Below are 26,960 nucleotides of genomic sequence, written 5' to 3' on the forward strand. Positions count from 1 at the left end.
GCGCCATTGGCTGCCTTTTATACGCGATCGTCTCCAGGGGTAGACTCGCCCCATGGACGTGCTCAGTGATGTGATCGCCGGCATGCGGGTCGGGCTGCCCAACTCGACGCGGATCGCCTGGCACGCGCCGTGGGGGCAGCGCTTCGCCTCCGGGCCTGGCTCCGCCGGGTTCCACGTGATCCTTCAGGGCACGTGCTGGCTGATCCCCGACGAGGGCGAGCCGCTCGCGCTGAGCGTCGGCGACGTGGTCTTCTTCCCGCGCGGCGACGGCTACGCCCTGGCCGACTCGCCCGACACGCCCATCACCTCCATCGCCTGCGACCCCGGTGACGAGGGCCAGCTCTACGCCTCCGCCTCGATCGGCGGGCCCGGGGCGGTCACGGTGACGCTCTGCGGCGGCTACCGGCTCGACGGGGCCCGCTCCCACCCGATCCTGCGCAACCTGCCCGGCCTGATCTACCTGCCCGCCCGGCTGGGCCACCGCCCCGAGCTCCGCGCCGCCGTCGACCTGCTGGCCAGCGAGGTGGCCAACCCCCGGCTGGGCGCCGACACGGTCGTGGCGTCCCTGCTCGACATGCTGCTCCTCTACATCCTGCGCGCGCACATCGAGGCCGACCCGCATCGCTGCGAGACCCACGGCTGGTCGGCCGCGCTCGCCGACCCCGGCGTCGGCGCCGCCCTCGACGCCGTCCACCGCGACCCCGCCCACCCCTGGACCGTCCAGTCGCTGGCCGCCCGGGCCGGGCTGTCGCGGGCCGCCTTCTCGCGCCGCTTCTCCACGCTGGTCGGGCAGCCGCCGCTGGCCTACCTCACCTGGTGGCGGCTCTCCACCGCCGCCCGGCTGCTGCGCTCGTCCGACGCCTCGCTGAACGAGGTGGCCACCCGCGTCGGGTACGGCTCCGAATTCGCCTTCGCCAACGCGTTCAAGCGGGAGCACGGAGTGGCGCCGGGTAAATACCGCCGGGAGAGTTGCCCACTCCCGAATTCCCGATAATGGGTGTTATTCGGTTGTATGACGGAAATGGGGAAGCATGCGTAATTGGCCATTCTTCGAGCTGTCGGTGACCACGCCCCGGATCGAGCTGCGCTTCCCCTCGGTCGCGGACCTGGACGAGCTGGCCGAGCGGGCCGCCGAGGGCGTGCACGAGGCGGGCGTGATGCCGTTCGTGTTCCCCTGGAGCGAGGCCGCGCCGGCCGACCGGGCCCGCAGCACCATCCAGTATCACTTCCGCCAGTGGGGCGAGCTCACCCCCGACAAGTGGTCACTCAACTTCGTGGCGGTCCACGAAGGCCAGGTCGTCGGCACGCAGGGCATCATGAGCACCGACTTCTCCGTCCTGCGCGAGGTGAAGTCCGGGTCCTGGCTCGGCCGCCGCTTCCAGGGCCTGGGCATCGGCACCGAGATGCGCGCCGCGATCCTGCACCTGGCCTTCGAAGGGCTCGGCGCCGCCCACGCCACCACCGAGGCGTTCGCCGACAACCCCTCCTCCCTGGCCGTCACCAGGAAGCTCGGCTACCACGACGACGGCATCACCCTGTACAAGCGGCAGGGCAAGCCGGTCGTCAGCCGCAACTTCCGGCTGCCCAGGGCCGACTGGACCCCGGCACCCGGCATCGAGATCCACCACCTGGAGCCCTGCCTGCCGCTGCTCGGCCTCTAACCGGTGCGGGCCAGGCGCAGGGCCAGGGCCGGGCACATGCCGACCGCGCGGCTGGCTTCCTTCACCATCCAGCCGGGCACCGTCTTGAACGACGGGAAGCCGTAGTCGTCCAGCTCCACGAACTCCGGCAGCAGGTGCGCGCACAGGCCGTGGCCCTGGCAGCGGGTCCAGTCCACGTCCAGGCGATACTCGGGCTCCTCCTCCGGCTCCGGCAGCGGCAGCACGCCGCGCACCGGCCGGCCGCACGAGCCGTGCTCCAGGTGCAGGGCGATGTCGCTCTCGAACGCGTCCAGCGACGACAGCACGAACCTGGCCGTGCCGTCCGGATGGAAGCACGCGCCCCGCCTCTCGACCGACCGTACGGAACGCCGTACCGCGTCGATCGAGCCCGTGCCCTCCACCAGGCCGCCGAGCGCCCGGGCCACGTCCGGCAGGCCGAGCCGGCACGGGCCGCACTGGCCCGACGACTGAGCGGCCAGGTAGGAGGCGACCCGGGCGGCCTCGCCGAGCGGGCAGGTCGACTCGCCGAGCGGCACCACGATGCCGGCGCCGAGGCTGCCGCCCGCCAGCTTCATGCCCTCGCGCGAGACGACGGCGGAGATGGCCGTCTCGGCGTCCAGCCAGGCGCCGTGGTAGCCGCCGATCAGCACCCCGTCGCCGATCTCCGCCTCGCACAGGTCGAGCACGTCGATCAGCGGGGTGCCCGTCGGCGCCTCCACGACGGCGGCCGTCGCCGCTCCGCCGCTCACGCTGAGCAGCACCGTGCCGGGCTCCCTGCTGGTCCCGGTCTTGGCGTACTGCTCGGGGCCGAGCTCGGCGAGGACGGCGAGCTGGGCGAACGTCTCGGTGTTGGACAGCAGCGTGGGCAGCCCGTCGACGCCGCTCTCGCTGGCCCGCCGCTTCCTGCCGGGCGGCACCGGGTCCATGCCGTTGACGGCCCGCACCAGCGCGCCGCCCTCGCCGGAGATGAACCGCTCCTGCAGCCCGACGACCCTGATGCCGATGCGGCTCTCGGCCGCGCCCGCCACGTTGGCGGCCCGCCGCTCCGCGACGGCGGCGGTGATGGACGCCTCCGCCACCTCGCCCTCGACGGTGGCGACGACCACCTCGCGGGCGTTCAGCGCCTCGGCCGCGAGCACCGCCCCGTCGAGCACCAGATGCGGGTTGCGGACCAGCAGCATGGCGTCCTTGGAGCTGGCGGGCTCGCCCTCGGCGCCGTTGACCAGCACCACGCTCTCCCGCCCGTGGGCGGCGTCGGCGACCGCCCGCAGCTTGCGCGCGAACGGGAACGCCGCGCCGCCCCGCCCGCGCATGTCCACCTCCTCCACCTGGGCGATGATGTCGTCGAGGGGGCGCGGCACCTGGTCACCGTGAAGCGTGCGGTGCGCCGGCAGATCGAGCCGCCGGGTGTGGTCGAGCCCGGCGGTGAGCCGGGCCGGTCCCATGCGCAGCACGCGCGGCACCGAATGCGGGATCACGGACTCTCCTGGTATGTCGTGGGCGGGGTCATCCCGCCTCCCGATACTTCCGCCGGGCCTCGGCGAGGCTCACCGGCGCGTCGATCCGCTCGGCCGGCTCGGCCGGGGCGTCGCTGACCGCGGGCGCGTCCACCTGCTCGGCCATCAGCGGCGGCCGCAGCATGGTGGCGAGCAGGCGCACGAGCAGGGCCGAGGCGACGGCAGCCAGGCTGGCCATGTACGACCAGGCCACCCAGCTCGCCGCCCACCTGCCCGCCGTCAGCCCGTGCAGGATGGCGACCGGCCAGGCCACGTACGAGGTGGCGTGCATCAGCCGCCACATCCAGGGCCTGCCGGTCACCGCGAACCGTCCCCGGGCGATGCCCGTCACCACGACGACGATCATCATGTCGAAGGCCAGCGTGCCCAGCCCCACCCAGATCCCCGTCATGGGGATCAGCAGGGCGGCGGGCGGCACATGCCCCAGCGAGATCATCAACGCCACGTGCGTGAGCAGGAACGCCGTCCCCGCGAACGCGGCGGCCCGGTGCGCGAGCTGCGCGCGGACCCGGTTCGCCGGGGACAGGAAGACGCGTTCGGTGGTGAGCAGCCCCAGCGCGACGGTCGCGGTCAGGGACACCAGGGCGAACACGCCGGCGAAGTACTCGAGGAAGGCCACCCCGCGGCCGAGCAGCTCGATGCCCCGGTCCGTCCTGGTCAGGGCGAACCCCGACAACAGGATGGCGGCGATCGAGACGCTCACCCCGAGCCGGACGTTCCTGGTGTCCAGGGTGCCCGGGGCGTGCCGCGGTTGTCTTCTGTGGAGCATCGGTTCCCTCCAAGGTCGGGTGAGGGTGCGACTCGGGAGGGCGGCCGGGTCAGCAGCGCCGGCCGCGGTTGATGCAGCTGACGACGAACGACATGAGGCGGTCCGGCATCACGTTCACGAAGTCCGCGTGGTCCGTGACCGGGTTGTGGAGCTGTTCGGGGAAGGCGTCCACGGCGAACGAGCGTCCCTGCGGCACCGAGTACGTCAGCGTCATCCGCAGCTGCGGGACGGCCCTGGTGCCCTGCGGGCAGGCGCCGCCCTGGTCCGGGAAGACGATGTGGGTGCGGTGGTTGGCGCTGTCGGCGTTCTGGCCGTCCCAGCAGCTCGGGAAGTCCAGGATGCGGGCCACCTGGCTGCCGCGCGGGCACAGCGGGTACTTGTCCGGGCTGACCCGGTTGGTGAAGCCGGTGCAGCTCCAGCCGGCGCGGGCGTTGGCCCCGCCGTTCGTGGCGGCCTTGGCGTCGCCCATGATGATCCGCAGGAAGCGGGGCATGGCCGTCACCCGGGCTGCCGCGTTCCCGCGGAACTGGAGGGTCACCGAGCGAGGCCGCAGGACCTGACCGACGTTGCCGTCCGGGTCCTCGACGTTGGCGTCGACCTGGCGGTTACGGAGCACCGGCCAGTAGTAGGTGGACTTGTCGTCGAAGCGGCAGGTGGTGTCGGCCGCGGCCAGGCTCTCGTCGGTCGAGAAGGCGTCTGTCGACAGGTTGCCCACGTAGTCGTGCAGGTGGTGTGCCCCATTGCGGACTCCGGGAGCGACGATGAAGTTGTCCGGGTTGTTGTGGCCTTCGCGGTTCGTCCCGCAGCGGGAGACGAACGAGCCGCGGGAGCCGCCCCTGCCGGTCCGCGCGTCGAGGCGGCGCGGCGGGATCTGCCGGATGTCGACGAAGTCGGCCGCGAAGGGGCCGAGGTCGGCGCACTCGTTCTCCTCATCGGTGCCGGTGGGGGAGGGTGAGGGGGAGGCCGTGGGGTCCTCGGTGGGCTCGCCGGTCGGCTCCTGCGTGGGCTCGTCGGTCGGCTGATCCGTGGGCTGCTGGGTGGGGGTGCGGGTGGGGCGGCCGCGGCGGCCGAAGGTCTCGGCGGTGGGCTCCTCGGCGGGGTCCAGCATCATCGCGCCGCCGGCTCCCTGAACGGGCTGGTCGCCGTCGTCCTGCCGGCCGTTCTGATCGTTCTGGTCGCCGGTGCCCGGCTGGTCCTGCTGCTGGCCGGGGTCCTGGTCCTGCGGGGCCTGACCGTCAGGCGCCTGCTCCTCGGGGGCCTGACCGTCAGGCGCCTGCTCCTGTGGGGCCTGGTCGTCGGGGGCCTGACCCTCGGGTGCCTGGTCCTGCGGGGCCTGGTCCTGCTGCTGGCCGGGGGGTTGCTGCTCTCCGACCTCGCAGTGGTCCGCGATGGCTGGTGACGCGCCGCCGATGACGGCCGCGGACACCAGCCCACCGGCCACCATGGCCAAGGCGGACATGGCCGCGGCCATGCGTCTGGATCTCATGGTTGTCTCCTCGGGTCGACCGCCGCGGGGGCGGGTGCTGCGGGTGAGGGCATCGGGGGTTCGGGCAGCTCGTCGTAGTTGACGAGCCCGGTGGACTCGAGCAACGTCATGTGCCTCATGACCACCGTCACCGCCGTCTGGGCGAACTTCCTGATCTCCGTGTTGCGGGTGCCCGCCCTCACGTTCGCCACGAGAGCGAAGACCTTGCCGTGCGCGGCGCGCAGCAGCCTGGCGTAGTCGCGGTCGAACGCCGGACCGGTCTCGGCGGCGAGTTGCGCCATCCACCGTTGCTGGTCCGGGCTCGGCCGGTCGGGCAGCGGTACGGCCAGCCGCGCCGCCAACCGGCGGACCTGGACGTCGAGCTTCTTGTGGTCCTCCACAAGATGCGCTCCGACGTCCTTGACCCGCGCCGAGTCGGCCCGTTGCTGGGCCCACTGCCCGGCGGGGATCTCCCAGAGGCCCGCCTGCCGTACCTTGACCAGGAAGTCGCGGTCGGCCGGCCCGAGCGGACCGGTGGCCGTCTGTGTGACCTCGGTCAGCACGGCCGTGTTCGCCTGCGGCATGATCAGCAGAATCGTGACCGCTGCCGCGAGAGCGAAGCCGCCGAACATCACTACTTCGCCGCGCAAAAGCCTGTGCATGGTCGAAGGTACGCGGACTTTTCCCGGCTGGTTCAGCTATGCCCAGAGATAGTTAGAAATGACTGGAGTTATCGGAGTGGCTACCGGACTGATAACGAAGGTGTAAAGATGTGCCCCGTGCTAGGTCACCTCGACGGCAGGTTCGAGAGTGCGGATGCCGAGGCCGAGCACCGCATCGCGGTGCTTTACCAGGAGTTCGGCGGCCCTCTACTGCGCCACGTACGCAAGTCGACCGGTAATGATCTTCAATGGGCCGAGGACGTGGTGCAGGAGACGATCGTCCGAGCTTGGCGTAACTCGGCAAGACTGCAATGGGAACCGGGCCTCATCTGGGCGTGGCTGCTGACCGTGGCCCGCCGAATCGTCATCGACGGACGTCGGCGCAGGAGTGTGAGACCTCACGAGGTCGAGCCGCCTGAAGTCGACATGATGGCGGTGCCGGACGGCTCCGAGCGCGCGTTGTCGGCCATCGTGGTCGCCGATGCGCTCCGTAGCCTTTCGGACGAACACCGTGAAGTCATTGAACAGACCTACCTTCGGGACCGTACGATAAGTGAAGCGGCGGAGATTCTGGGGATCCCGCCGGGCACGGTGAAGTCCCGGCTCTACTACGGCATCCGGGCGCTCCGTGAACTTTTGCGGGACAAGGGGGTAGCCGGCTGATGCATGACGGGGTGGCCGCCTACGTTCTCGGCGTACTCGACGACGAGGAGCACGAGGCGTTCGAGCGTCACCTCGACGTGTGCGAAAAGTGCCGGGCCGAGCTGGTCGAGCTCGCCGGAGTCCCCGAGCGGCTCGACGAGCTCAAGCAAGAACCCTCCGCCTCCTCGGGAGACGATCCACCGATGTCGATGTCGCGTTGACGTTTCTCCCCTTTTCGGGTGATATCGGTACGGCGAGGCGTACGCCCGGTCACCCAGGACCGGGCGGTCAGGGGAGGTGTTCGGTGGGCATCGACGGAGATGCGGCCGCCCCTCGCGACCGCCAGTTCGGTGAGGAGGGCGGCCGCCTGTCCTACGGCGGCTACCTGCGCCTGGCCGAGCTGCTCGACCAGCAGCGGCCCGAGTCGCGGGCGCCCGACGAGCTGCTCTTCATCACCATCCACCAGGTCTACGAGCTGTGGTTCAAGCTGCTGCTCCACGAGCTGGAGGTGGCCAGGACCGCCATGTTCGACGGTGAGCTGTGGCGTGCCAGGCACCAGTTCAAGCGGGTGCACGCGGTGGAGCGGGTGTTGATCGAGCAGGTCGAGGTCCTGGAGACGATGACCCCCCAGGACTTCCTGGCCTTCCGCGCCAAGCTGTCGCCGGCCAGCGGGTTCCAGTCCGTGCAGTTCCGCGAGCTGGAGTTCCTGTCGGGCGCCAAGGATCCCCGCTACCTCGCCCGGCTCCGCGACGCCGACGACACCGAACTCGCCCGGCTGCGGCGGCGGCTGGAGGAGCCCACGCTGTGGGATGCTTATCTGACCGCCCTCTCCCAACGTGGTCTGCCGGTCTCCGACGATGAAGAGACCATGGGCTCGCTGCTGGCCGTGGCGAGGGACCGCCGGTCGTACGACGACCTGTGGCAACTGGCCGAAGACCTGCTGACGCATGACGAGACCACCGCACAGTGGCGCATGCGGCACGTGCAGATGGTCGAACGGCAAATCGGCACGAAATCGGGCACCGGCGGCTCGACGGGCGCACCCTACCTGCGGGGACGCGTCCGACTGCACTACTTCCCGCTGCTGTGGGAACTCAGGGCCTGGCTGTGAGAAGTCCAGGCGAACCCTCACAAAGGAGTGAGAGCGAAATGCCGCTCGACGAGGCCAAGGATGAGCTGCTCCAAAGAGCCGCGCAACGATGCGCGGTGAGCAGTGATCACGTGAGCCCCGATGAGGCACTGTCTTTCCTGCGCGTCTACTACCGGCACGTCGCGCCGGAGGACCTGCTCGATCGCAACCCCGTCGACGTGTACGGTCCCGCGATGTCCCAGCGTCAGCTGGCCGAGACGCGCCCCCAGGGCAGAGCCGTGATCCGTGCCTACACCCCGACTCTGGACGAGAACGGGTGGGACCCGGGCCACTCCGTCGTGGAGGTCGTCACCGACGACATGCCGTTCCTCGTCGACTCCGTGACCATGGAGCTCGACCGGCACGGCATCGGCATGCACCTGGTGGTCCACCCGCAGATGCGGGTGCGCCGCGACCTGACCGGCCGGATGCTCGGCCGGGGCCAGGAGGACGTCACCGGCCAGATGATGGTCGAGTCCTGGATGCACATCGAGATCGACCGGCAGCCGGACCCCGAGGTGCTCCGGGGCCTGGAGGGAGACCTGCAGCGGGTGCTGGCCGACGTACGGCACGCGGTCGAGGACTTCGCCAAGATGCGCGCGCTGGCCGTGCAGACCGCCGAGGACCTGAGCGTCAACCCGCCGCCGCTGGAGCCCGCGGAGGTCGAGGACAGCCTCGACCTGCTGCACTGGCTCGCCGACGGGCACTTCACCTTCCTCGGCTACCGCGAGTACCGGCTGGAGGAGACCGAGCAGGGCGAGGCGCTGCGCGCGCTGCCCGGCGCCGCGCTGGGCATACTTCGGCACGACAAGATCGGCTCGGAGAGCTTCTCGGTGCTCCCGCCCGAGGTGCGCGCCAAGGCCCGCGAGAAGCAGCTCCTGATCATCACCAAGGCCAACTCGCGCGCCACCGTGCACCGCGCCGCCTACCTCGACTACATCGGCGTGAAGCTGTTCACGCCCGACGGCGAGGTGATCGGCGAGCGCCGCTTCCTCGGCCTGTTCACGCACGTGGCCTACAACGAGTCGATCTCGCGCATCCCGGTGCTGCGGCGCAAGCTCGCCGACGTGCTGCAGGCGGCCGGCCTGACCCCCGACAGCCACGACGGCAAGGACCTCATCGAGATCCTGGAGACGTTCCCGCGTGACGAGCTGTTCCAGACCTCGGTCGACCAGCTCCTGCCGATCGCGATGGGCGTGCTGCGGCTGCGCGAGCGCAAGCAGGTCAAGCTGTTCCTGCGCCGCGACGACTACGGGCGCTACATCTCCTGCCTGATCTACCTGCCGCGCGACCGCTACACCACGGACGTGCGGCTGCGGATGCAGGAGGTGCTGCTCAAGGCGCTGGGCGGGCGGACGCTCGACTACAGCGCGATGATCGGCGAATCGGCGCTGGCCCGGCTGCACGTGGTGATCCGCGGCGAGCGCGGCAAGCAGCTCCCGCCGCCGGGCGTGGACGTGGAGGAGCTGGAGGCGCGGCTGGCCGCGATCACCCGCTCCTGGACCGACGACCTGGGCGCGGCCCTGCTGGAGCTGACCTCCGAGGAGGAGGCCCCGGCGCTCCTGCGGCGCTACCAGTCCGCCTTCCCCGAGGGCTACAAGGCCGACTTCCCGCCCAAGATGGCGGTCAACGACCTGCGCCGCCTGGAGCAGGTCGCCGCCGACGGCGAGATCGAGATCAACCTGTACGAGCCGTACGACGCGGCCGAGGGCGAGCGGCGCCTGAAGATCTACAAGGTCGGCTCGCCGATCTCCCTGTCCCAGGTGCTGCCGCTCATCCAGCGCCTCGGCGTCGAGGTCGTCGACGAGCGGCCGTACGAGGTCGACCGCGACAACGACCCGCTGACCAAGAACGCCTGGATCTACGACTTCGGGCTGCGCTACACGCCCTCTCCCGAGGTGGGCAGGGACGCGTTCAAGCAGCTCTTCCAGGACGGGCTCATGGCCCTGTGGCGGGGCGACGTCCAGGACGACAACTTCAACGCGCTCATCCTGAAGGCCGGGCTGACCTGGGAGCAGGTCGAGATCCTGCGCGTCTACGCCCAGTACCTGCGCCAGGCGGGCAGCACCTTCTCCCAGCGCTACATGGAGCGCGTGGTGCTGGGCAACGTGCGGCTGGCCCGGCTGCTGGTGAAGCTGTTCGAGGCCCGGCTGGACCCGCGGCGCACCGACGACGCCCGGTTCGACCTGGCCGAGGCGCTGCACGAGGAGATTCTGGGCGCCCTGGACGAGGTCGCCTCGCTGGACGAGGACCGGATCCTGCGCGCGTACCTGGAGATGATCCAGGCGACGCTCCGCACGAACTACTTCCAGACGGTCGACGGGCGGCGCAAGCCGTACATCTCCCTCAAGCTCGACTCGCAGGCGATCAGCGTGCTGCCGCTGCCGCGGCCGAAGTACGAGATCTTCGTGTTCTCGCCGCGGGTGGAGGGCGTGCACCTGCGGTTCGGGAAGGTCGCCAGGGGCGGGCTGCGGTGGTCGGACCGGATGGAGGACTTCCGGACGGAGATCCTCGGCCTGGTCAAGGCCCAGATGGTGAAAAATACCGTTATCGTGCCCACCGGGTCCAAGGGCGGATTCGTCGTGAAACGGCCGCCTGCGGGCGGTTCGCGCGAGGAGCTCCTGACCGAGGGCGTCGCCTGCTACCGGATGTTCATCTCCGGGCTCCTCGACGTCACCGACAACCTCGTCGACGGCAAGGTCGTGCCCCCGGCCGACGTGGTCAGGCACGACGGCGACGACACGTACCTGGTGGTGGCCGCCGACAAGGGCACCGCGACGTTCTCCGACATCGCCAACAGCGTCGCCAAGGAGTACGGCTTCTGGCTCGGCGACGCCTTCGCCTCCGGCGGCTCCGTCGGGTACGACCACAAGGCGATGGGCATCACCGCCCGGGGCGCCTGGGAGTCGGTCAAGTACCACTTCCGCGCCACCGGCGTGGACGTGCAGACGACCGACTTCACCGTGGCCGGAGTGGGCGACATGTCGGGCGACGTGTTCGGCAACGGCATGCTGCTGTCGCAGCACATCCGGCTGGTGGCGGCCTTCGACCACCGGCACGTCTTCGTCGACCCCGACCCCGACGCCGCCCGCTCCTACGCCGAGCGGCGCCGCCTGTTCGAGCTGCCGCGCAGCTCCTGGGCCGACTACGACACCGAGCTGATCTCGGTCGGCGGCGGCGTCTTCCCGCGCACCGCCAAGTCCGTCCCCATCACCCCGCAGATGCGCGAGGCGCTCGGCATCGCCGCCGACGTCACCTCGCTGGCGCCCAGCGACCTCATCAGCGCCATCCTGCGGGCCCCCGTCGACCTGCTGTGGAACGGCGGTATCGGCACCTACGTCAAGGCCACCTCCGAGTCCAACGCCGACGTCGGCGACAAGGCCAACGACGTGCTGCGCGTCAACGCCGGCGAACTGCGCTGCAAGGTCATCGGCGAGGGCGGCAACCTCGGCTTCACCCAGCTCGCCCGCATCGAGTTCGCGCTCAACGGCGGCCTGGTCAACACCGACTTCATCGACAACTCGGCCGGCGTCGACACCTCCGACCACGAGGTCAACATCAAGATCCTGCTCGACCAGGTCGTCCGCGACGGCGAGCTGACCGACAAGCAGCGCAACCAGGTGTTCACCTCCATGACCGACGAGGTCGCCGACCTGGTCCTGCGCGACAACCACGCGCAGAACGTGGTGCTCGCCGCCGCCCGCGCCCAGTCGGTCGACATGCTCCACATCCACGCCCGCTACCTGCGCCGCCTGGAGCGCGAGGGGCTGGTCAACCGGGAGCTGGAGTTCCTGCCGTCGGACAAGGCGCTCGCCGAACGCCGCCAGGCCAGGGAGGGCCTGACCGCCCCCGAGTTCTCCGTGCTGCTCGCCTACACCAAGCTGGTGGCCGACGCCGAACTGCTCGGCAGTGACCTGCCGGACGACCCGTACCTCGCCTCCTGGCTGGTGTCGTACTTCCCGTCGGCGCTGCGCGACCGGTTCAGGTCGTACATGGACGCCCACCCGCTGCGGCGCGAGATCATCACCACCGGCGTGGTGAACGAGCTCGTCAACTCGATGGGCACCACGTTCATGTTCCGCGTCGGCGAGGAGACCGGCGCGTCCACGCCCGACATCGCCCGCGCCTACCTGGTGGCCCGCGAGGTCTTCGACTTCGCCAGCCTCTACCGGCAGGTCGACGCTCTGGAGAACCAGGTCGACACCGCCACCCAGCTCGCCCTGCTCCTCGAGACGCGCAAGCTCGCCGAGCGCGGCACTCGCTGGCTGCTCACCAACCGGCGGCCGCCGCTGGACCTGGCAGGCTCGATCGGCTTCTTCGTCAAGGGCGTCAACGGGCTGCTCACCCACATGCCCAAGCTCCTGACCGGGCCCGACCTGGCCGCCTTCGAGGAGCGGCGCGACACGTTCGTCGCCCGCGGCGTCCCGGCCGACCTCGCCGAGCGGGTCGCGGCCATGGTGCCCGCCTACTCGACGTTCGACCTGGTGGAGGTCTCGTCCGTGACCGGCCGGCCGGTCAACGAGGTGGCCGAGGTCTACTGGGACCTGGCCGACCGCCTCCAGCTCGCCCGGCTCAGGGAACGGGTCATCGCGCTGCCCCGCGACAACCGGTGGAACGCCATGGCCCGCGCCGCCCTGCGCGACGACCTGTACGCGGCGCACGCGTCACTCACCCGGGACGTCCTGGCCCACAGCACGCCGGGGCTGCCGCCCGAGGAGCGGCTGGCCCGCTGGGCGGAGGCCAACTCGGCGGCGGTGGGGCGTTCGCGGCAGACGCTGTCGGAGATCTGGGAGAGCGACAACTTCGACCTGGCCACCCTGTCGGTCGCGCTCCGCGCCATCCGCACCCTCGTCTCGGCCAGCGGCCTCCCCTACACGGAGGCGTAGCCGGCGCGTGCGTCAGCGCCGCTCCTGGATCCGGACCAGGTTGCCGGCGGGGTCGCGGAAGGCGCAGTCGCGCATGCCGTAGGGCTGCTCGGTCGGCTCCTGCACCACCTCGGCGCCGCCCGCCACGATCCGGTCGAAGGCGGCGTCGAGGTCGGAGGTCGCCAGCAGGATCCAGCCGTAGGTGCCCTTGGCCATCATCTCGGCGATGGTGCGGCGCTCGTCCTCGGTGACGCCGGGGTCGGCGGCCGGCGGCGCCAGCAGGATGGACGTGCCGGGCTGATCGGCGGGGCCGACCGTGATCCAGCGCATCCTGCCCTGGCCGACGTCGTCGCGGACCTCGAAGCCGAGGACGTCGCGCCAGAAGGCCAGGGAGGCGTCCGGGTCGTCGTGCGGCAGGAAGCTCGACTGAATGCTGATGTCCATACGGTCACGCTAGTTGCGGGCCGGTCATCGACGCCCCTCGATTCCTGACCGGTCTGGTCACCTGTTTCGCCACACATGACGGGATCCCGTCCGTCTCGCCGGCCGCCTGCCGCCGGTACACGCTCGGCGGCATGCCGACCAGCCGGGCGAAGTAGCTGCTGAACGTGCCCAGCGACGAGCAGCCGACCGCGAAACAGACCTCGGTGACGCTCAGGTCGCCGCGACGCAGCAGCGCCATCGCCCGCTCCATGCGGCGCGTCATCAGATAGGCGTACGGCGACTCGCCGTAGGCCAGCCGGAACTGCCTGCTGAGGTGCCCGGCCGACATGTGCGCGCCTCGGGCCAGCGCCTCCACGTCCAGCGGCTGTGCGTACTCCCGGTCGATCCGGTCCCGGACGCGGCGCAGCCGCGTCAGGTCGTCCAGGCGGGGCGCCGGGACGACGGTACGGCCCCACCCGGGGTGACACATGCGAGAACTCCTTCGGTCGAGGCCGGCGCGCACCCTGGTCACAACCACGCGTATCCGTCGGGGTCGGTGAACGGCCCGGCGTCGCCGCCGATCGCCAGCCGGTGCGAACCGGTGCCGTCGGGAGAGACGCCGGCGACCTTGGCCAGGTTCTTGCGCTTGTACAGCGCCAGCTTGACGGCGCTCGACCCGGTGGCGAACTCGACGTACTTGCTGCCGAAGCTCTTGCCCACGGTGAGGCCGTGCTCGACGTAGAACCGCTTGCTCGCGGCCATGTCGGCCACGCCCAGCAGGAGCACGATCTCGTCGATCTTCCGGGTGGCCGGGCCGGTGTCCTTCTTCGACGACGACGCGAACTGCCAGATCGTCCCGTCCGGGGCCTGGACGACGCCGCCGTAGCCCCACAGGGACTTGGCGGCGGGCTTCAGCGTCGTGGCTCCGGCGCCCACGGCGGCGTCGAAGAAGGCGTCGACGTCGGCCGGCTGGGACACCACGAGCGACAGCGTGAAGCCGCGGAAGCCGGTCGTGGGCGCCTCCGAGGCCCGGACGCGAATGCGGTCGGAAGGGTCGAAGGCGGTGGCGTAGAAGTCGCCGGCCTCGGCGGGGTCGTCCACTTCGAGGGTGATGGAGTCGATGGAGGTCATGTCCACGACGCTAGTCGTGGCCCGTGGGCCGGGGCTTCTCGATTCCTGACCGGAACCGGCGCGTCGCGGGCTAGTCGCCGCTCGCGCGGGTGAGTGAGCCGTCGTGGGCTACGACCGCGGCCGCCTCGCGGGTGGTGGAGGGGGGCACGGAGGTGACGTACTGGTGGACCTCGGTGAGGCGGAGGGTGCGGCGGACCACCGGGGAGGAGATGGCCCAGCGGGCCGTGGAGGGCACGGGGATGTAGTCGTCCTCGGCGGTCTTCGTGGTCGTGGTGGTGGTGCGCGACAGGGCGTACTGGATGAGGGCGCCGCCGTCGGTGGTGCGCAGGCCGTAGACGGGGAAGTCGTTGGCCGTGAAGATCGAGTCGTAGCTGAAGCCGTTCTTCTTGGCCTGCTCGCGGTCGGCGGTGATCTGGGCGGCGACCTCGGTGGTGTAGGGGCCGGCGGCGATGAGCCCGGCGGCCACGCCGTCGCCGCCCGCCTCGGCGACGGTGGCGTGCAGGGGGCCCAGGTACTGCGGGCTGATCGTGATGGTCTTGTCGGCGGCCGGGATCGCCGTGGCGTAGCCGTCGGCGTCGAGGGCGACGGGCGGGAGCTCCTGGTCGGGCAGGAGGCGGGCGGCGGAGCTGAGGCGCCAGTCGCCGGACTTGGCGAAGGTCAGCATCGTCGGGCCTCCGTCGCGGTCGGCCACGACGCTGAACCAGGGGGCCCGCTCGCCCACCGGGAAGCGGGGGACGTACAGGGTGGGGGAGCCCCAGGCGCGGCGCGGCGGCTTGCCCGAGGTCGACAGGAAGGCGGCGGCGGTCAGGCGGGCCTCGGCGTCGCGGGTGAGCTCCATGGCCAGCCGCAGGTCGCCGCCGGCGCGCAGCAGGTCGTCGGTGGCGGCGAAGGTGGCGAACACCTCGGCGGCCTCCTCCGGCGTGACCGCGGTGACGGGCGCCGTGGGGGAGGGCGTGGGCGTGGCGCTGCGGGCCGTGGCCGCCGGGCTGGGGGCCGGGGCGGCAGCACTCGAGCAGCCGGCTGCCCCCGTCAGCAAGGCGACGGTGAGTGCCAGCGCCTGCAGCCGACCGTGTACACGCACGCTCGCCATGTTATTGGGGCACGCGAGGGTCGCGTACCCTAGGTAGACGTGGCAGTCATCGATCCGGCAGAAGAGATCAACGAGCTCGCGGGCACGCTGCGCAGCATCCAGGACGTGCTCGACCTCGACGCGATGCGCAAGCAGATCGAGGAGCTGGAAGCGCAGGTGGCCGCCCCCGACCTGTGGGACGAGCCGGACAAGGCGCAGAAGGTCACCAGCCGGCTCTCGCACATGCAGGGCGAGCTCAACCGGGTCGAGGGGCTGGTGCGCCGCCTGGACGACCTGTCGGTGCTCTTCGAGCTGGCCGCCGAGGAGAGCGACGACGAGACGCGCGCCGAGGCCGACAAGGAGCTCGCCTCCCTGCGCTCCGACATCGGCGCGCTGGAGGTCCGCACGCTGCTGTCGGGCGAGTACGACGCCCGTGAGGCGCTGGTCACGATCAACTCCCAGGCCGGCGGCGTCGACGCGGCCGACTGGGCGGAGATGCTGCTGCGCATGTATCTGCGCTGGGCCGAGCGGAAGAACTACTCGACCGAGGTCTACGAGACGTCCTACGCCGAAGAGGCGGGGATCAAGTCGGCGACCTTCGCCGTCAAGTCCCCCTACGCCTACGGCACGCTGCGCGGCGAGCACGGCACGCACCGGCTGGTGCGCATCAGCCCGTTCGACAACCAGGGCCGCCGGCAGACGTCGTTCGCCGGGGTGGACGTGGTGCCGGTCGTCGAGACGACCGACCACGTCGACATCAACGAGGACGAGATCCGCGTCGACGTCTACCGTTCGTCGGGCCCCGGCGGGCAGGGCGTCAACACGACCGACTCGGCCGTCCGCATCACCCACCTGCCGAGCGGCATCGTGGTCTCCTGCCAGAACGAGCGCTCGCAGCTCCAGAACCGCGCCACGGCGATGAACGTGCTGCAGGCCAAGCTGCTGGAGCGCAAGCGCCAGGAGGAGGCCGAGAAGATGTCGGAGCTGCGCGGCACCACGACCACGTCATGGGGCACCCAGATCCGCAACTACGTGCTGCACCCGTACCAGATCGTGAAGGACCTGCGCACGGGCACGGAGGCGGGCAACCCGTCGGCGGTGCTCGACGGCGACCTCGACGGCTTCATCGAGTCGGAGATCCGCTGGATGCGCCGCCAGGAGTCAGAGCCCGCCTAGGTGCCGCAGGGCCAGGGCCGCGAACAGGAGCACGACCAGCAGCGTGACGACGAGGGCGGCGGGTGACAGCCCGGCGAAGCCGTGGCCGTGCATCCGCTCCCGGTTGGCGCGGCACAGAGAGCAGCGGCCCTCGATGACGGGGTGGGCGCACTGCGCGCATACGAGGTGTTGGCAACTCATGTCAGCCCCAAGTCTAGCCGCACAATCGTTTTGTTTCCGTTATGGACGTTCCATGCCAGTCTTCCCCCTAGACTGTGCTCTGGCCAATCGGAACGTCGATCATCGGTAAAGATGGGCGTCCCCGATCGGCGTGCGGCGGGAAGTGGGCATGTGCCACCCTCGCTCCGTCCTGACCCCTAGACTGGCATGCCGTGATGCTCTCGTGATCCATTTCGATAATGTCACCAAGGTCTACACGAACCAGAACCGGCCCGCTCTCGACCATGTCTCCGTTGACGTGGACAAGGGCGAGTTCGTGTTCCTCGTCGGCCCTTCGGGGTCAGGCAAGTCCACGTTCCTGCGACTGGTCCTCAAGGAGGAGCGGCCCAACTCCGGCGCGATCCACGTCGCCGGCAAGGATTTGGCCCGCCTCTCCAACTTCAAGGTGCCGCACCTGCGCCGCCGCATCGGCTGCGTGTTCCAGGACTTCAGGCTGCTGCCCAACAAGAACGTCTACGAGAACGTGGCGTTCGCCCTCGAGGTCATCGGCAAGCCCCGGCGGTTCATCCGCAAGGTCGTGCCGGAGGTCATCGAGCTGGTCGGCCTGGAGGGCAAGGCCCACCGGATGCCCGACGAGCTGTCCGGTGGCGAGCAGCAGCGTGTCGCCATGGCCCGCGCGTTCGTCAACCGCCCGATGATCCTGCTGGCGGACGAGCCGACGGGCAACATCGACCCCGCGACGAGCATCGGCATCATGAAGGTGCTCGACCGGATCAACAGGACCGGCACCACGGTCGTCATGGCCACGCACGACGCGGCCATCGTCGACTCCATGCGCAAGCGTGTCGTGGAGCTGGAGGACGGCAAGATCGTCCGCGACCAGTCGCGTGGCGTCTACGGCCAGGCGTACTGAGCAGGGAGCAGCTGACACAACATGCGGGCGAACTTCATCTTCTCCGAGGTCTGGATCGGCCTCCGTCGCAATCTGACCATGACGATCGCGGTCATCATCACCGTCGCGGTCGGCATGGCGATGCTGGGCGTCGGCTTGATGATCAACGCCCAGGTCACGATGATGCAGGGATTCTGGTACGACAAGGTCGAGGTATCGGTCTTCCTCTGCGCCAAGAACAGTCAGATACCCGCCTGCAACGGCAAGGCCATCACCGACGCCCAGACCAAGGCGCTGGAGCAGCAGATCAAGGCGATGCCGGGGGTCGAGAAGGTCTACTTCGAGGACCAGGCCACCGCCTACAAGAACTTCCAGGACTCCGCCTCCAACAACCCGCTGGTCAACGCGACCAAGGTCGAGGACATGCCGACCTCGTTCCGCGTCAAGCTGGCCGACCCGGACAAGTACCAGCCGGTGATCGACGCCCTGAAGGGCCAGCCGGGTGTGGCGCAGGCGATGAACCAGAAAGAGCTGATCGAGCAGTTCTTCGTCATGCTGGACAAGTTGCGGGGCGGGGCGCTGGCGGTCGCCATCATCCTGGTGCTCGCGGCGGCCCTGCTGATCGGCAACACGGTGCGATTGTCGGCGTTCAACCGGCGGCGCGAGACGGGCATCATGCGCCTGGTCGGCGCCTCCAACCTCTACATCCAGCTGCCGTTCGTCATGGAGGGCATGATCGCCGGCCTGGTCGGCGGCGTGTTCGCGGCGGTGATGCTGATCGTCGCCAAGGTCTTCCTGTTCGAGGAGATCGGCCGCTACCTGGCGCTGGGCGCGCAGATCGGGTGGAACGACGTCGCATCCGTGATCACCCTGACCATGGTCATCGGTGTGCTGATCTGTGTGCTGGCGTCGTTCGTCACGCTTCGCCGTTACCTCAGGGTCTGACGAAACGCCGGTAAGGTCGAAGCATGCCACGTGAGACCGGGCGGAAGGTCATCGCCCAGAACAAGCGTGCCCGGCACGACTACCACGTCGAGGACACCTTCGAGGCGGGGCTCGTGCTGCAGGGCACCGAGGTGAAGTCGCTGCGTGAGGGCCGCGCCTCGCTCGTCGACGGCTATGCCACGATCGACGGCGGCGAAGCGTGGCTGATGAACGTCCACATCCCCGAATACACCCAGGGGACGTGGACCAATCACGCCGCCCGCCGCAAGCGCAAGCTGCTGTTGCACCGCAAGGAGATCGAGAAGCTCGCCGCCAAGACGAAGGAGGGCGGGCTCACGATCGTGCCGCTCTCGCTCTACTTCAAGGACGGCCGCGCCAAGATCGAGATCGGCCTCGCCCGGGGCAAGAAAGACTGGGACAAGCGGCAGTCGCTGGCCGAGCAGCAGGCCAAGCGGGAGATGGCTCGGGCGCTCCGGCACCGCAGCCGATGAGCCGAGTCCGTCGCACGCTCGCCGCGACCGTCACGCTGGCGGTCGCGAGCATGACGCTGACCGCCTGTTTCGAGGAGGCCTCGCCGCACGACGCGGTGCGCGACTTCCTCGTGGGCTGGCAGTCCAACGACTACGAGCTGGCCGCCGGCCGCACCGACGCCGACCCGGCCAAGGTGCGCCAGGCGTTGTCCGACGTCAAGCTGCAGCTGGACGCGGCCTCGTTCCGGTTCAGGATCAAGAGCGTGAAGGTGACCGGCGACGAGTCGCGGGCCGACTTCGCGGCCGAGGTCGACCTGGGCGACAACAACCCGCTGTGGGTCTACGACGGCGTGCTGCCGCTGCACCTGGTCGACGGCAGCTGGCGGGTGCGCTGGTCGCCGTCGGTGCTGCACCCGAAGCTCCAGGAGGGGCAGCGGTTCGCGGTCAAGACCGAGCCACGCTCGCGCCAGCCGGTCGTCGACAAGGACGGCAACGCGCTGCAGGAGCAGACCTACCTGTACGTGGCGGGCGTGGTGCCGTCGCAGCTCGGCGACCGTGCCGAGGAGGTCGTCAAGCAGCTCTCCCTGGTCACCGGCTACGCCGAGGACCGGCTGCTGAGCCGGATCCGCTCGGCGCCGCCGAACGTGACGGTGCCGCTGGTGACGTTCGGCCGCACCCGTTACCTGTCGATCAAGTCCAAGCTCGACGCGATCCCCGAGATCAGTACGGTGCCGCAGGAGCAGCCGGTGGACCCGGACGATCCCAAGCAGATCGTCGGCAAGGTCAGCGCGCTCACCCCGGAGACCGAGCAGAAGCTCGGCGGCCCGCAGCGGGCCGGCGACTCCATCGGGCAGAGCGGCCTGCAGCAGGCCTACCAGGATTACCTCACCGGCTCCACCCGCACCAGGGTCATCACGCTCGACCTCAAGACGGGCCGCGAGATGGCCTCGCTGAAGGAGTGGCCGGGCCGGCAGAACATCTCGGTGCACACCACGATCGACAGCTCCGTGCAGGCCGCGGCCGAGCACGCCGTGTCCGCGACGCGGACGAGCGCGATCGTGGCGGTCAACGCGCGCACGGGCGAGATCCTCGCGGTCGGCGCCAAGGGCATGCACCAGGAGAAGGACGCGCTGGCGGGCCGTTTCCCGGCGGGCACCGCGTTCTCCGTCGTGGCCGCCGACGCGCTGGTCAAGTCCGGGATGCGCATCTCGCAGCGGCTGCCCTGCCCGGCCGAGCGGTCCGTCGGCGGGGCCAGGTTTGCGCACACCAGCCAGATGACCGGCACGACGCCGACCTTCCAGGAGAACTTCGCCAAGGGCTGCGTCACCGCGCTGGCCTCGCTGGCCCGCCGGGTGAGCGCCGCCGACCTGGCCAAGAGCGCCGACAGCTTCGGCATCGGCAAGCCGTGGCGGCTGCCGCTCAAGTCGTTCAGCGGGTCGCTGCCCAAGCTGTCCAGCGACGCCGAGAAGGCCCAGGCCATCGCGGGTCAGAGCGTCCTGATGAGCCCGCTCAGCATGGCGCTGGTGGCGGGCGCGGTGGCGTCCGGCACCTGGCACCCGCCGGTGCTGGTCACCGAGCCCAACTCGCCCGATCCCTCGGCGGAGATGGCGCCGGCTCCGCAGCCGCAGCCGATCCCCGTCGACCCCGCGGTGCGCAAGGCGCTGGTGTCGATGATGAAGGCCGGCGCGACGGGCACCCCCGCGCAGGCGGGGCGCGGGCGCGTCCACGGCGTCCGGGCGACGGCCGTCGACGAGGACAAGCAACTGGGCTGGTTCGTCGGCTGGCAGGGTGACGTCGCGATCGCGGCGCTGACCCGCAACTACGATCCGGCAGCCGTGGCGGGCAGCTTCTTCGCGGCCCTCAATGACGCTCCGTGATTTCTTGTGACCGAGAGCAACCATTTTCGGGTCCGGCTGCGTCTTACTGGGTGACTGGGCCCGCTCGGGGGGTTGCGGGACCAGTCGCCGTGACGAGTTCAGGACCTCATCTCGGGGGAAGTCCTGCCGTCCGGACCGGCTCGACCCTGCCGGTCGGCCCCCGGGAACGCGCGCGTCTGTGCCACGTTCCCGGGGGTTTCGCCATGCCGGGAATTGAGTTGGCGTCCTCGGTGTTGTGAAGGGTATCGTCAGTGTTGCGCGATCTCCCCGGGTTCCCGGGGTGCTCGTGTTGACAACTGCACAGGGGGTGACTGGCTTCGACTTTGACCTTGCAAGTCAGGTGAAGCGGGCCGAGGACTGCGGACATAACCTCGTTAATCCTGTGACCGCAAACAACAAGTGCCAATTCTAAGCGCACTGAGGTCGGCCAGGGTTCCCTGGCTCTCGCTGCCTAAGTAGCGAAACCTCTGTCAGCCCGGGCGTGCCTTCGGCCCGGGATCTGGCATCGTTAGAAGGCTCAACCGATCAACCCGGCCACGGGGGTGATCGGGAAACCAAACAGTGGCTGAGCCCGTCGGTGACTCGCCTGCGAGATCGCCGGGGCTGAGAAAATCACAGCAGGCTGCGCCCGGAGAAGCCCTGCCTTGGGGTTGAAGGACGCGGGTTCGATTCCCGCCACCTCCACATGTTGTGTCTTGCCCTCCACGCCTTCGGGCGCGGGGGGCAAGTCTGTTCAGACGGTCCTCGCTTCGGCGAGGGCCGTTTTTTTGTGCCCGATCGGCGGTCCCCCCGGCTGACCTGGGCGTTCGGGGGCCCCTCGGGGTTATAGCGCATCAAAAACGAAAGTAAAGCCTGGGCCCTTACGGTTTTCAACAAGGCGGAACCGACGCCGCCCACCGGAAGCCGAAGGGATGTGTGACATGCAGATCGACATTCGCGAGCTGGACCGTGTCGAGACGACCGGGGTTTGCCAGGACTGCAACTACGCCTGACCCCGGGTCCGGCGTGACATCGCTGCGTTGATCGGAAGGGGGTGCGCATCATGCAGATCATCGAGGTTCGTGAGCTCGACCGTGTCGAGACCACTCAGGGGTGCCCGACGCACGGCAGCGGCTGATTCCCGCCCGGCGGCCGTGGGCCGTCGTGACAGATCGCAGCGTTGATCGGAAGGGGGTGCACATCATGCAGATCATCGAGATCCGTGAGCTCGACCGTGTCGAGACCACTCAGGCCTGCCCTGCGAACAATCCCGGCTGCGGCGCGGGGTAACCCGTGAGCGGCGCATGAAGGGGGGCGGGCCAGGCGAGACGCAGGGCCCGCCCCGGCACCCGCTGATGAGCAGAGGAGATTCAGGTGAGGCTTCCCCGTGTCAAGGCCCCGCATCGGCCGCATCGGCTCGCCGACGGCCGGGTGCGCCTCGGCGGCACGGTTTACAAGATCGCGGTCGAGCTGAAGGACCCGGACGGCTGGATCTGGGCCATGTTGGAGCTCATGGACGGCACAAGATCGCCTGACGACATCGCGGCGACCCTGGCTGACCGCTTCCCCCGGTTCGGCGAGCACGAGCTGCTGGACGGCCTCCGGCAGCTGATCGGCACCGGCTACGTCGAAGACGCCGCGGAGCCGCCACCGGACGGCCTCACGCCGCGTGAGCAGGACAGATACAGCCGGAGCACACAGCTCTACCAGTGGATGAACCTGAACCCCGGCGAGCCCAACTGGCTCCCGCAACAGCGGCTGCGCACCGCCGCCGCGGTCGTCGTCGGCGTGGGCGGCACCGGGGGCGCGGCCGCGCTGGCTCTGGCCATGTCGGGCGTGGGCCGGATCCACTGCGTGGAACCCGACGTGGTGGAGCTCTCCAACCTGAACCGGCAGGTTCTGTACACCGAGCACGACATCGGGCGGCCCAAGGTCGAAGCCGCCGTGGAACGCCTGCGCGCGCACAACTCCGACATCCAGCTCTCCGGGGAGCGGCGCGAGGTTCTGGGACCGGACGATCTCGTGGAGCTCGGCGAGGGGTACGACCTCCTCGTACTGGCCGGTGACCGCCCGCTGGAGATCCGGGGATGGGCGAACCAGGCGGCGCTCAAACTGGGAATCCCCTGGGTCTACGGGGGCTACCACGGCCCCCAGATCACCGCGGGCGCCTTCCGCCCGGGGCAGGGGCCCTGCTACGAGTGCGTACGTCTGAGCGACCGGGACCGCCACCCCGTCGTCGACCAGGACGAGCCGGTACCCCCTTCGCATCCGGCCAACGCGATCTCCGCGGTGATGTCCGGGACCCTGCTCGCCCATGCCGCGATGGCGCTCATCACCGGCGCGCCGAAGCTGCCGGTCAACTGCGTCTACGGGATGAACCTGGTCGCCCCCGACCACAGCTTCGTCATCACGGCCGAGGCACCGCGTCCGGACTGCACGCACTGCGGAGCCGGCGGATGAGGGCCGTTCCCTCGGACGCCTCGGTGCGCCTCCATCAGCTGGCGGTGCGCCAGGAAGGCGACGAGTGGATCGTCGGCCGGGTGGACACCGGGGTGTTCGTCGCGCTTCCCGAGGTCGGGGTGCGGGTCATCGAGATGCTGACCGACGGGATGAGTGTCGAGGGCGTCGCGGAGGCGCTGGAGGCCAGACATGGTGAGCCGGTCGACGTGTCCGGGTTCGTCGGAAGCCTGAAGAGGCTGGGATTCGTCGCCGCCGATCACGAGGACGCGCCGGAGGTCCAGGCGCCGAGCCGTTCGTCGTTCGACCGGGTGGCGCCCCGGCACGTGCGCTGGCTCCTGCATCCCGCGCTCGGCTGGGGCGTGCTGTCCCTCCTGGTCGGCTGCGCGGTGCTGATGGCCGCGGGCGTGGCCAGGATCCCCACCGCGACGGAGATCATCTGGTCGCCGTGGAGCAGCCTGGTCGTTCTCTCGCAGGCGCTCCTCGCCTGGTCGGTGATCTTCCTGCACGAGCTCGGGCACCTCCTGACCGCGCGCGCCGCGGGCGTGCCCGGCCGGATCTCGCTGGGGACCAGGTTGCAGTTCCTGGTCGCGCAGACCGACGTGAGCGGCATCTGGGCCGCCTCCCGCCGGACGCGGATGACCGTCTACCTCTCGGGGATGGCGATCAACGGCGTGCTCGGCGTCGTCGGGCTCGCCCTGTACAACGTCAGTGATCCGGGGCCGCTCCACGTCTTCGCGGCTACGCTCTACATCACCCAGGTGCTGATGCTCGGCACCCAGTTCATGTTCTTCATGCGGACGGACATCTACTTCGTGGTGCAGGATCTGGCCCGCTGCCGGAACCTCTACGGCGACGCGTCCGCGTATGTCCGTCACGTCCTCGGGGCGGTGGTCCGCAGGGGCGGGGCGGACCCGAGCCGGGCGCTGCCGGCGCGCGAGCGGCGGGCGGTGCGGCTCTATGCCGCCTTCGTCGTTCCCGGTACGGCGGTGTGCCTGGGGGTCTTTCTCTTCGTCACGCTGCCGATCGCCGTCGGCATGATCGAGCAGACCTACGGGAATCTCCGGCATGCGACATCTGCCGCGGACGTCGCCGACGCGCTCACGATGATCGCCGTATTCGGGTTCTTCCAGTTCCTGTGGGTGCGGACCTGGTGGGCTCGTCACGGGCGCCGGGTGCGGGCGTTCCTCGGCCGGGTCGGTTAGGCGGACGATCGCCGACCTTCTGTCGAAATCCTGCTTTGTCGGGTGTTTGCCTGACATGCTCGTGGTTTGGGTGACCTTAGGCTTATGACCTGCCATGCCTGGAGAACGGGCACGTGCGCCGCCGAGGGTTGCGCCGAAACATCGCTGGTCTGTCCGAGAGGTCGCTGAGTGTCCACGCCCTTCCCGCCGTCCCCCGGACCGATGCCCGCCCGGCCGCCGGGCGCCGGAGCGCACCGAGCACCCGGGCCACAGCCCGGATGGCAGCCCGGCGGTCCGCCGCCGAACTCCCAGGGCGGCCCCGGAGCGCCGTGGCCTCCCCAGCAAGGTCCAGGAGGCCCGCACGGACCGTACGGTCCGGGAGGACCAGGGGGACCAGGACCAGGAGGGCCTGGGCCTGGCGGGCAGTGGCCGCCTCCGCAACGGCGTAAGAGTGGCGGCAAGGGGCCGCTGATCGCGATCCTGGCCGTGGTGGGCGTGGTCGTCCTGATCGGCGCGGTGGCCGGGGGCTGGCTGCTGCTCCGCCAGGGGGGCGGCGGCGAGCCCCGGCCGAAGCTGAGCGCCATCGGCGACCCGCGCGAACCGGTCCGGTCGCCGGTCGCCAAGGCGGTGAAGCTGCGGCCGATCAGCGGCGACCAGCTCTGCGCCGCCATCCCGGACGCGCTGCGCAAGAGCATGGTCACCGACGGCAGGTACGGCGGCAGGGACGCGGCCACGGCGGCGGCCACCGAGAGCGAGAAGCGGGCGAGCTGCTCGTGGAGCAACAGCAAGATGGACGTCGGCAACGGCGTCATCGGCTATCGCCACCTGAGCATCAGCGTCGAGGCCAAGAGCTCTGAGAGCCGGGACGCGCTCACGTACGCCAAGGAGCGCTTCGCCGACGACAAGGAATCGGCCGTGCGGCGGGTGAACGTGCGGGACGGCAAGCGGGTCGACGGCAAGACCTCCGGCTCGTCGTTCGGCGAGATCAAGGAGCTGCAGTACGGCGACGCGTCGTACAGCCAGTCGTCGATCGGGCACAGCGGTCTGAAAGCCGTGGTGAGGGTCCTGCAGGGGCCGTGGCTGATCGAGATCGAGTACGGCGGCGACAACCGGACCGGGAACAAGTACCCCGGCGGTGACGAGGTGCGGGCCGCGGCGAACAAGGTGGCCGAGCGCATCGCCGCGGAGATGGCCAAGGACGCCGGCAAGGTGAAGCTCACCGGCCCGTGCGCGATCCTGGCCGCCCGCGACATCGAGGCGGCGTTCTTCCCGGCCGTCGAGGGGCCGTCCGTCGGCGGCAACGACGGCAGGATCAAGCAGACCGGCTGCACCTGGAACATCACCGAGGCGGTGGAGCACGAGCCCGGGCAGGAGTACACCGCCCGGGGCGGCCGGCTGAACGTGCACGTGACCGACTGGGGCGGCGGCGACAGCGGATCGGCGTTCCAGTTCGACAGGGACGCCAAGAAGTACGACCGCTACCGCGCCCAGGGCGGCATCGGCAACGAGGTCAGCCACACCACCTACGAGCCCCGCCAGCAGATCGCCGGGCTGGGCGACAAGGCGTTCGCGGTGATCTCCGCCACGACCGACCCGAGGGAGCCGGAGAGGCCGCCCCGGATGGAGCTCCTGATCAAGGTGCTGGCCGGTGACCGGACGGTCGAGTTCACCTTCAGGGGGACGACGACCGGTGGCGGCATCGTCGGCGCCGACGGCTACCAGGCACCGGCCTTCGACCCTTCGACGGCGCGCGAGGGGCTGGAGAAGCTGGCCAAGTCCTTCATGAGCGGCCTTCAGTGACCGGTGTCCATGGCCGGTGATGGGTGACGACGCCGACCCCGGGGAGCGCCTTCACCGTGCGCCTGACCTGATCGGCGACGCCGGGGTCGTCGAGGACGACGTGGAAGTACTCGGGGAGGGTGACGCCCATGTCCTCGAGAAGCACCCCGTTGACGTTCTTGGTCGCGTGCTCGCTGCTCTCCAGGTAGATGGTGCCCACGCCGTCGATGGCCTGGAGGGCTTCGTAGACAGCGGCCTTCTCCTGGGGGGTGGTGGTGCGGCCCTTGCATCTGTCCTCCTCCCGGAAGGACGCCAGGCAGAGGCTGATGCCGAGGTCGGCTTTGCCGGCCCAGAAGGACGTCCCGAGAACCCGCGCCGCCGCCACGCCGCGTAGCGCCTCCAGTTCACCGGTCCGCATGCCACCTGGGGTGGAGAGGTCCGCTTTGAACGACTCCGGCATGTCCTCCTGGCGGGTCGTCCGGAGCAAGTTGTCGTTGTCGGTAGTCTCCGTGAAGATCCGGAATGCCTCCTCCCTGGGTTCGAAGCGGACCCTGGACACCCCGGGAATGCCCCGGAGGGTCTGTTCGATCGCGCGGAGCTCCGCCTCCCCGGCGGGGCCCTTCTCGCACCTCTCCAGGGCGGCATCGGGCGAGCACAGATACACCGACACGGTGCCGGTCGTGGGCCAGGGGCCTTCGGGGGGTGGGAG

General features: G+C 70.0%; 24 protein-coding genes and 1 other RNA gene. 15 read left to right on the plus strand and 10 right to left on the minus strand.

What is annotated here, in order from left to right:
- The first annotated feature begins 52 nt into the window (after window positions 1-52).
- Together ADY59_RS21275 and ADY59_RS21280 are read left to right on the plus strand one after the other, a co-directional pair.
- Entirely contained in the window at window positions 53-994 is a 942-nt protein-coding gene (locus ADY59_RS21275) for an AraC family transcriptional regulator (protein WP_049564735.1), read from the plus strand.
- A gap of 37 nt (window positions 995-1,031) precedes the next feature.
- Window positions 1,032-1,661 carry a GNAT family N-acetyltransferase gene (locus ADY59_RS21280; RefSeq protein WP_049564737.1) on the plus strand — a complete coding sequence of 210 codons (630 nt, stop codon included), beginning with the start codon at window positions 1,032-1,034 and terminating at the stop codon, window positions 1,659-1,661.
- On the opposite strand, the gene ADY59_RS21285 is transcribed toward ADY59_RS21280, so the two are convergent.
- From ADY59_RS21285 to ADY59_RS21300, 4 genes are read right to left on the minus strand one after another with little or no spacing between them, the layout of a single operon-like run.
- Window positions 1,658-3,139 (minus strand): NADH-quinone oxidoreductase subunit NuoF family protein, encoded by a 1,482-nt coding sequence (locus ADY59_RS21285; protein WP_156325629.1) that lies wholly within the window; start codon window positions 3,137-3,139, stop codon window positions 1,658-1,660. The genes ADY59_RS21280 and ADY59_RS21285 overlap by 4 nt on opposite strands.
- Window positions 3,140-3,167: 28 nt before the next feature.
- Window positions 3,168-3,947, minus strand: a complete 780-nt coding sequence (locus ADY59_RS21290; protein WP_156325630.1) for a hypothetical protein — start codon at window positions 3,945-3,947, stop codon at window positions 3,168-3,170.
- Window positions 3,948-3,996: 49 nt separating this feature from the next.
- Window positions 3,997-5,433, minus strand: a complete 1,437-nt coding sequence (locus ADY59_RS47605) for a DUF1996 domain-containing protein (RefSeq protein WP_063780726.1) — start codon at window positions 5,431-5,433, stop codon at window positions 3,997-3,999.
- Window positions 5,430-6,074, minus strand: coding sequence for a DUF4142 domain-containing protein (locus tag ADY59_RS21300; protein ID WP_049564741.1), 645 nt, complete (start codon window positions 6,072-6,074; stop codon window positions 5,430-5,432). The genes ADY59_RS47605 and ADY59_RS21300 overlap by 4 nt, the downstream gene beginning before the upstream one ends.
- A gap of 108 nt (window positions 6,075-6,182) precedes the next feature.
- Between ADY59_RS21300 and ADY59_RS21305 the strand changes: the two genes are divergently transcribed.
- The 4 genes from ADY59_RS21305 (at window position 6,183) to ADY59_RS21320 (ending at window position 12,731) form a co-directional block, all read left to right on the plus strand.
- Window positions 6,183-6,737, plus strand: coding sequence for a sigma-70 family RNA polymerase sigma factor (locus ADY59_RS21305; protein WP_231618820.1), 555 nt, complete (start codon window positions 6,183-6,185; stop codon window positions 6,735-6,737).
- On the plus strand, window positions 6,737-6,937 hold the full coding sequence (locus ADY59_RS21310) for a zf-HC2 domain-containing protein (protein ID WP_049564744.1): 201 nt from the start codon (window positions 6,737-6,739) through the stop codon (window positions 6,935-6,937). The genes ADY59_RS21305 and ADY59_RS21310 overlap by 1 nt, the downstream gene beginning before the upstream one ends.
- A gap of 83 nt (window positions 6,938-7,020) precedes the next feature.
- The gene (locus tag ADY59_RS21315) at window positions 7,021-7,827 is read left to right on the plus strand and encodes a tryptophan 2,3-dioxygenase (protein ID WP_049564746.1); all 807 of its coding nucleotides are present in this window, start codon (window positions 7,021-7,023) and stop codon (window positions 7,825-7,827) included.
- Between the two features lie 38 nt (window positions 7,828-7,865).
- Complete coding sequence (locus tag ADY59_RS21320; protein ID WP_049564748.1) at window positions 7,866-12,731, plus strand: NAD-glutamate dehydrogenase; 4,866 nt, start codon at window positions 7,866-7,868, stop codon at window positions 12,729-12,731.
- Between the two features lie 12 nt (window positions 12,732-12,743).
- On the opposite strand, the gene ADY59_RS21325 is transcribed toward ADY59_RS21320, so the two are convergent.
- The 4 genes from ADY59_RS21325 to ADY59_RS21340 form a co-directional block, all read right to left on the minus strand.
- Window positions 12,744-13,154: a VOC family protein gene (locus ADY59_RS21325; RefSeq protein ID WP_049564750.1), complete on the minus strand. Its 411-nt coding sequence runs from the start codon at window positions 13,152-13,154 to the stop codon at window positions 12,744-12,746.
- Window positions 13,155-13,158: 4 nt separating this feature from the next.
- Window positions 13,159-13,623 carry a helix-turn-helix transcriptional regulator gene (locus ADY59_RS21330; RefSeq protein WP_049564752.1) on the minus strand — a complete coding sequence of 155 codons (465 nt, stop codon included), beginning with the start codon at window positions 13,621-13,623 and terminating at the stop codon, window positions 13,159-13,161.
- Window positions 13,624-13,661: 38 nt separating this feature from the next.
- The gene (locus ADY59_RS21335) at window positions 13,662-14,264 is read right to left on the minus strand and encodes a glyoxalase (protein ID WP_049564798.1); all 603 of its coding nucleotides are present in this window, start codon (window positions 14,262-14,264) and stop codon (window positions 13,662-13,664) included.
- A gap of 70 nt (window positions 14,265-14,334) precedes the next feature.
- A complete protein-coding gene (locus ADY59_RS21340; protein WP_156325631.1) occupies window positions 14,335-15,345 on the minus strand; it encodes a hypothetical protein in 1,011 nt (336 codons plus the stop codon).
- Window positions 15,346-15,393: 48 nt separating this feature from the next.
- Between ADY59_RS21340 and prfB the strand changes: the two genes are divergently transcribed.
- Window positions 15,394-16,509: a peptide chain release factor 2 gene (gene prfB / locus ADY59_RS21350; RefSeq protein ID WP_049564758.1), complete on the plus strand. Its 1,116-nt coding sequence runs from the start codon at window positions 15,394-15,396 to the stop codon at window positions 16,507-16,509.
- Here prfB and ADY59_RS21355 read toward each other — a convergent pair.
- Window positions 16,495-16,689 (minus strand): hypothetical protein, encoded by a 195-nt coding sequence (locus tag ADY59_RS21355; RefSeq protein WP_049564760.1) that lies wholly within the window; start codon window positions 16,687-16,689, stop codon window positions 16,495-16,497. The genes prfB and ADY59_RS21355 overlap by 15 nt on opposite strands.
- Window positions 16,690-16,891: 202 nt before the next feature.
- Between ADY59_RS21355 and ftsE the strand changes: the two genes are divergently transcribed.
- The 8 genes from ftsE to ADY59_RS21390 all read left to right on the plus strand — a co-directional run bounded on the left by ftsE (window position 16,892) and on the right by ADY59_RS21390 (window position 26,272).
- Complete coding sequence (ftsE, locus tag ADY59_RS21360) at window positions 16,892-17,581, plus strand: cell division ATP-binding protein FtsE (protein WP_049564761.1); 690 nt, start codon at window positions 16,892-16,894, stop codon at window positions 17,579-17,581.
- 21 nt (window positions 17,582-17,602) lie between these two features.
- Entirely contained in the window at window positions 17,603-18,505 is a 903-nt protein-coding gene (gene ftsX, locus ADY59_RS21365; RefSeq protein ID WP_049564763.1) for a permease-like cell division protein FtsX, read from the plus strand.
- A 23-nt stretch (window positions 18,506-18,528) separates the two neighbouring features.
- Window positions 18,529-18,996, plus strand: a complete 468-nt coding sequence (smpB, locus tag ADY59_RS21370; protein ID WP_049564765.1) for an SsrA-binding protein SmpB — start codon at window positions 18,529-18,531, stop codon at window positions 18,994-18,996.
- Window positions 18,993-20,852, plus strand: a complete 1,860-nt coding sequence (locus ADY59_RS21375) for a penicillin-binding transpeptidase domain-containing protein (RefSeq protein WP_049564767.1) — start codon at window positions 18,993-18,995, stop codon at window positions 20,850-20,852. The genes smpB and ADY59_RS21375 overlap by 4 nt, the downstream gene beginning before the upstream one ends.
- Before the next feature lie 303 nt (window positions 20,853-21,155).
- Window positions 21,156-21,539, plus strand: a transfer-messenger RNA (tmRNA) gene (gene ssrA / locus ADY59_RS48015).
- A 666-nt stretch (window positions 21,540-22,205) separates the two neighbouring features.
- Window positions 22,206-23,291 carry a ThiF family adenylyltransferase gene (locus ADY59_RS21380; RefSeq protein ID WP_049564769.1) on the plus strand — a complete coding sequence of 362 codons (1,086 nt, stop codon included), beginning with the start codon at window positions 22,206-22,208 and terminating at the stop codon, window positions 23,289-23,291.
- Window positions 23,288-24,493 (plus strand): hypothetical protein, encoded by a 1,206-nt coding sequence (locus ADY59_RS21385; protein ID WP_049564770.1) that lies wholly within the window; start codon window positions 23,288-23,290, stop codon window positions 24,491-24,493. The genes ADY59_RS21380 and ADY59_RS21385 overlap by 4 nt, the downstream gene beginning before the upstream one ends.
- 468 nt (window positions 24,494-24,961) lie before the next feature.
- Window positions 24,962-26,272: a hypothetical protein gene (locus ADY59_RS21390; RefSeq protein ID WP_082310282.1), complete on the plus strand. Its 1,311-nt coding sequence runs from the start codon at window positions 24,962-24,964 to the stop codon at window positions 26,270-26,272.
- Here ADY59_RS21390 and ADY59_RS21395 read toward each other — a convergent pair.
- On the minus strand, window positions 26,253-26,960 hold a 708-nt coding region (locus tag ADY59_RS21395), incomplete at its 5' end, for a permease-like cell division protein FtsX (RefSeq protein WP_197093768.1). The two genes, ADY59_RS21390 and ADY59_RS21395, sit on opposite strands and share 20 nt — an antisense overlap.

The sequence above is a fragment of the Nonomuraea sp. SBT364 genome (assembly GCF_001083785.1).
Classification (GTDB): domain Bacteria; phylum Actinomycetota; class Actinomycetes; order Streptosporangiales; family Streptosporangiaceae; genus Nonomuraea.

What these genes read in the sequence shown, in the direction of transcription:
- ADY59_RS21275 (WP_049564735.1), top strand. Translation starts at nt 53, where the DNA reads ATGGACGTGCTCAGTGATGTGATCGCCGGCATGCGGGTCGGGCTGCCC.
- ADY59_RS21280 (WP_049564737.1), top strand. Translation starts at nt 1,032, where the DNA reads ATGCGTAATTGGCCATTCTTCGAGCTGTCGGTGACCACGCCCCGGATC.
- ADY59_RS21290 (WP_156325630.1), bottom strand. Translation starts at nt 3,947, where the DNA reads ATGCTCCACAGAAGACAACCGCGGCACGCCCCGGGCACCCTGGACACC.
- ADY59_RS47605 (WP_063780726.1), bottom strand. Translation starts at nt 5,433, where the DNA reads ATGAGATCCAGACGCATGGCCGCGGCCATGTCCGCCTTGGCCATGGTG.
- ADY59_RS21300 (WP_049564741.1), bottom strand. Translation starts at nt 6,074, where the DNA reads ATGCACAGGCTTTTGCGCGGCGAAGTAGTGATGTTCGGCGGCTTCGCT.
- ADY59_RS21305 (WP_231618820.1), top strand. Translation starts at nt 6,183, where the DNA reads ATGTGCCCCGTGCTAGGTCACCTCGACGGCAGGTTCGAGAGTGCGGAT.
- ADY59_RS21310 (WP_049564744.1), top strand. Translation starts at nt 6,737, where the DNA reads ATGCATGACGGGGTGGCCGCCTACGTTCTCGGCGTACTCGACGACGAG.
- ADY59_RS21320 (WP_049564748.1), top strand. Translation starts at nt 7,866, where the DNA reads ATGCCGCTCGACGAGGCCAAGGATGAGCTGCTCCAAAGAGCCGCGCAA.
- ADY59_RS21325 (WP_049564750.1), bottom strand. Translation starts at nt 13,154, where the DNA reads ATGGACATCAGCATTCAGTCGAGCTTCCTGCCGCACGACGACCCGGAC.
- ADY59_RS21330 (WP_049564752.1), bottom strand. Translation starts at nt 13,623, where the DNA reads ATGTGTCACCCCGGGTGGGGCCGTACCGTCGTCCCGGCGCCCCGCCTG.
- ADY59_RS21335 (WP_049564798.1), bottom strand. Translation starts at nt 14,264, where the DNA reads ATGACCTCCATCGACTCCATCACCCTCGAAGTGGACGACCCCGCCGAG.
- ADY59_RS21355 (WP_049564760.1), bottom strand. Translation starts at nt 16,689, where the DNA reads ATGAGTTGCCAACACCTCGTATGCGCGCAGTGCGCCCACCCCGTCATC.
- ftsX (WP_049564763.1), top strand. Translation starts at nt 17,603, where the DNA reads ATGCGGGCGAACTTCATCTTCTCCGAGGTCTGGATCGGCCTCCGTCGC.
- smpB (WP_049564765.1), top strand. Translation starts at nt 18,529, where the DNA reads ATGCCACGTGAGACCGGGCGGAAGGTCATCGCCCAGAACAAGCGTGCC.
- ADY59_RS21375 (WP_049564767.1), top strand. Translation starts at nt 18,993, where the DNA reads ATGAGCCGAGTCCGTCGCACGCTCGCCGCGACCGTCACGCTGGCGGTC.
- ADY59_RS21385 (WP_049564770.1), top strand. Translation starts at nt 23,288, where the DNA reads ATGAGGGCCGTTCCCTCGGACGCCTCGGTGCGCCTCCATCAGCTGGCG.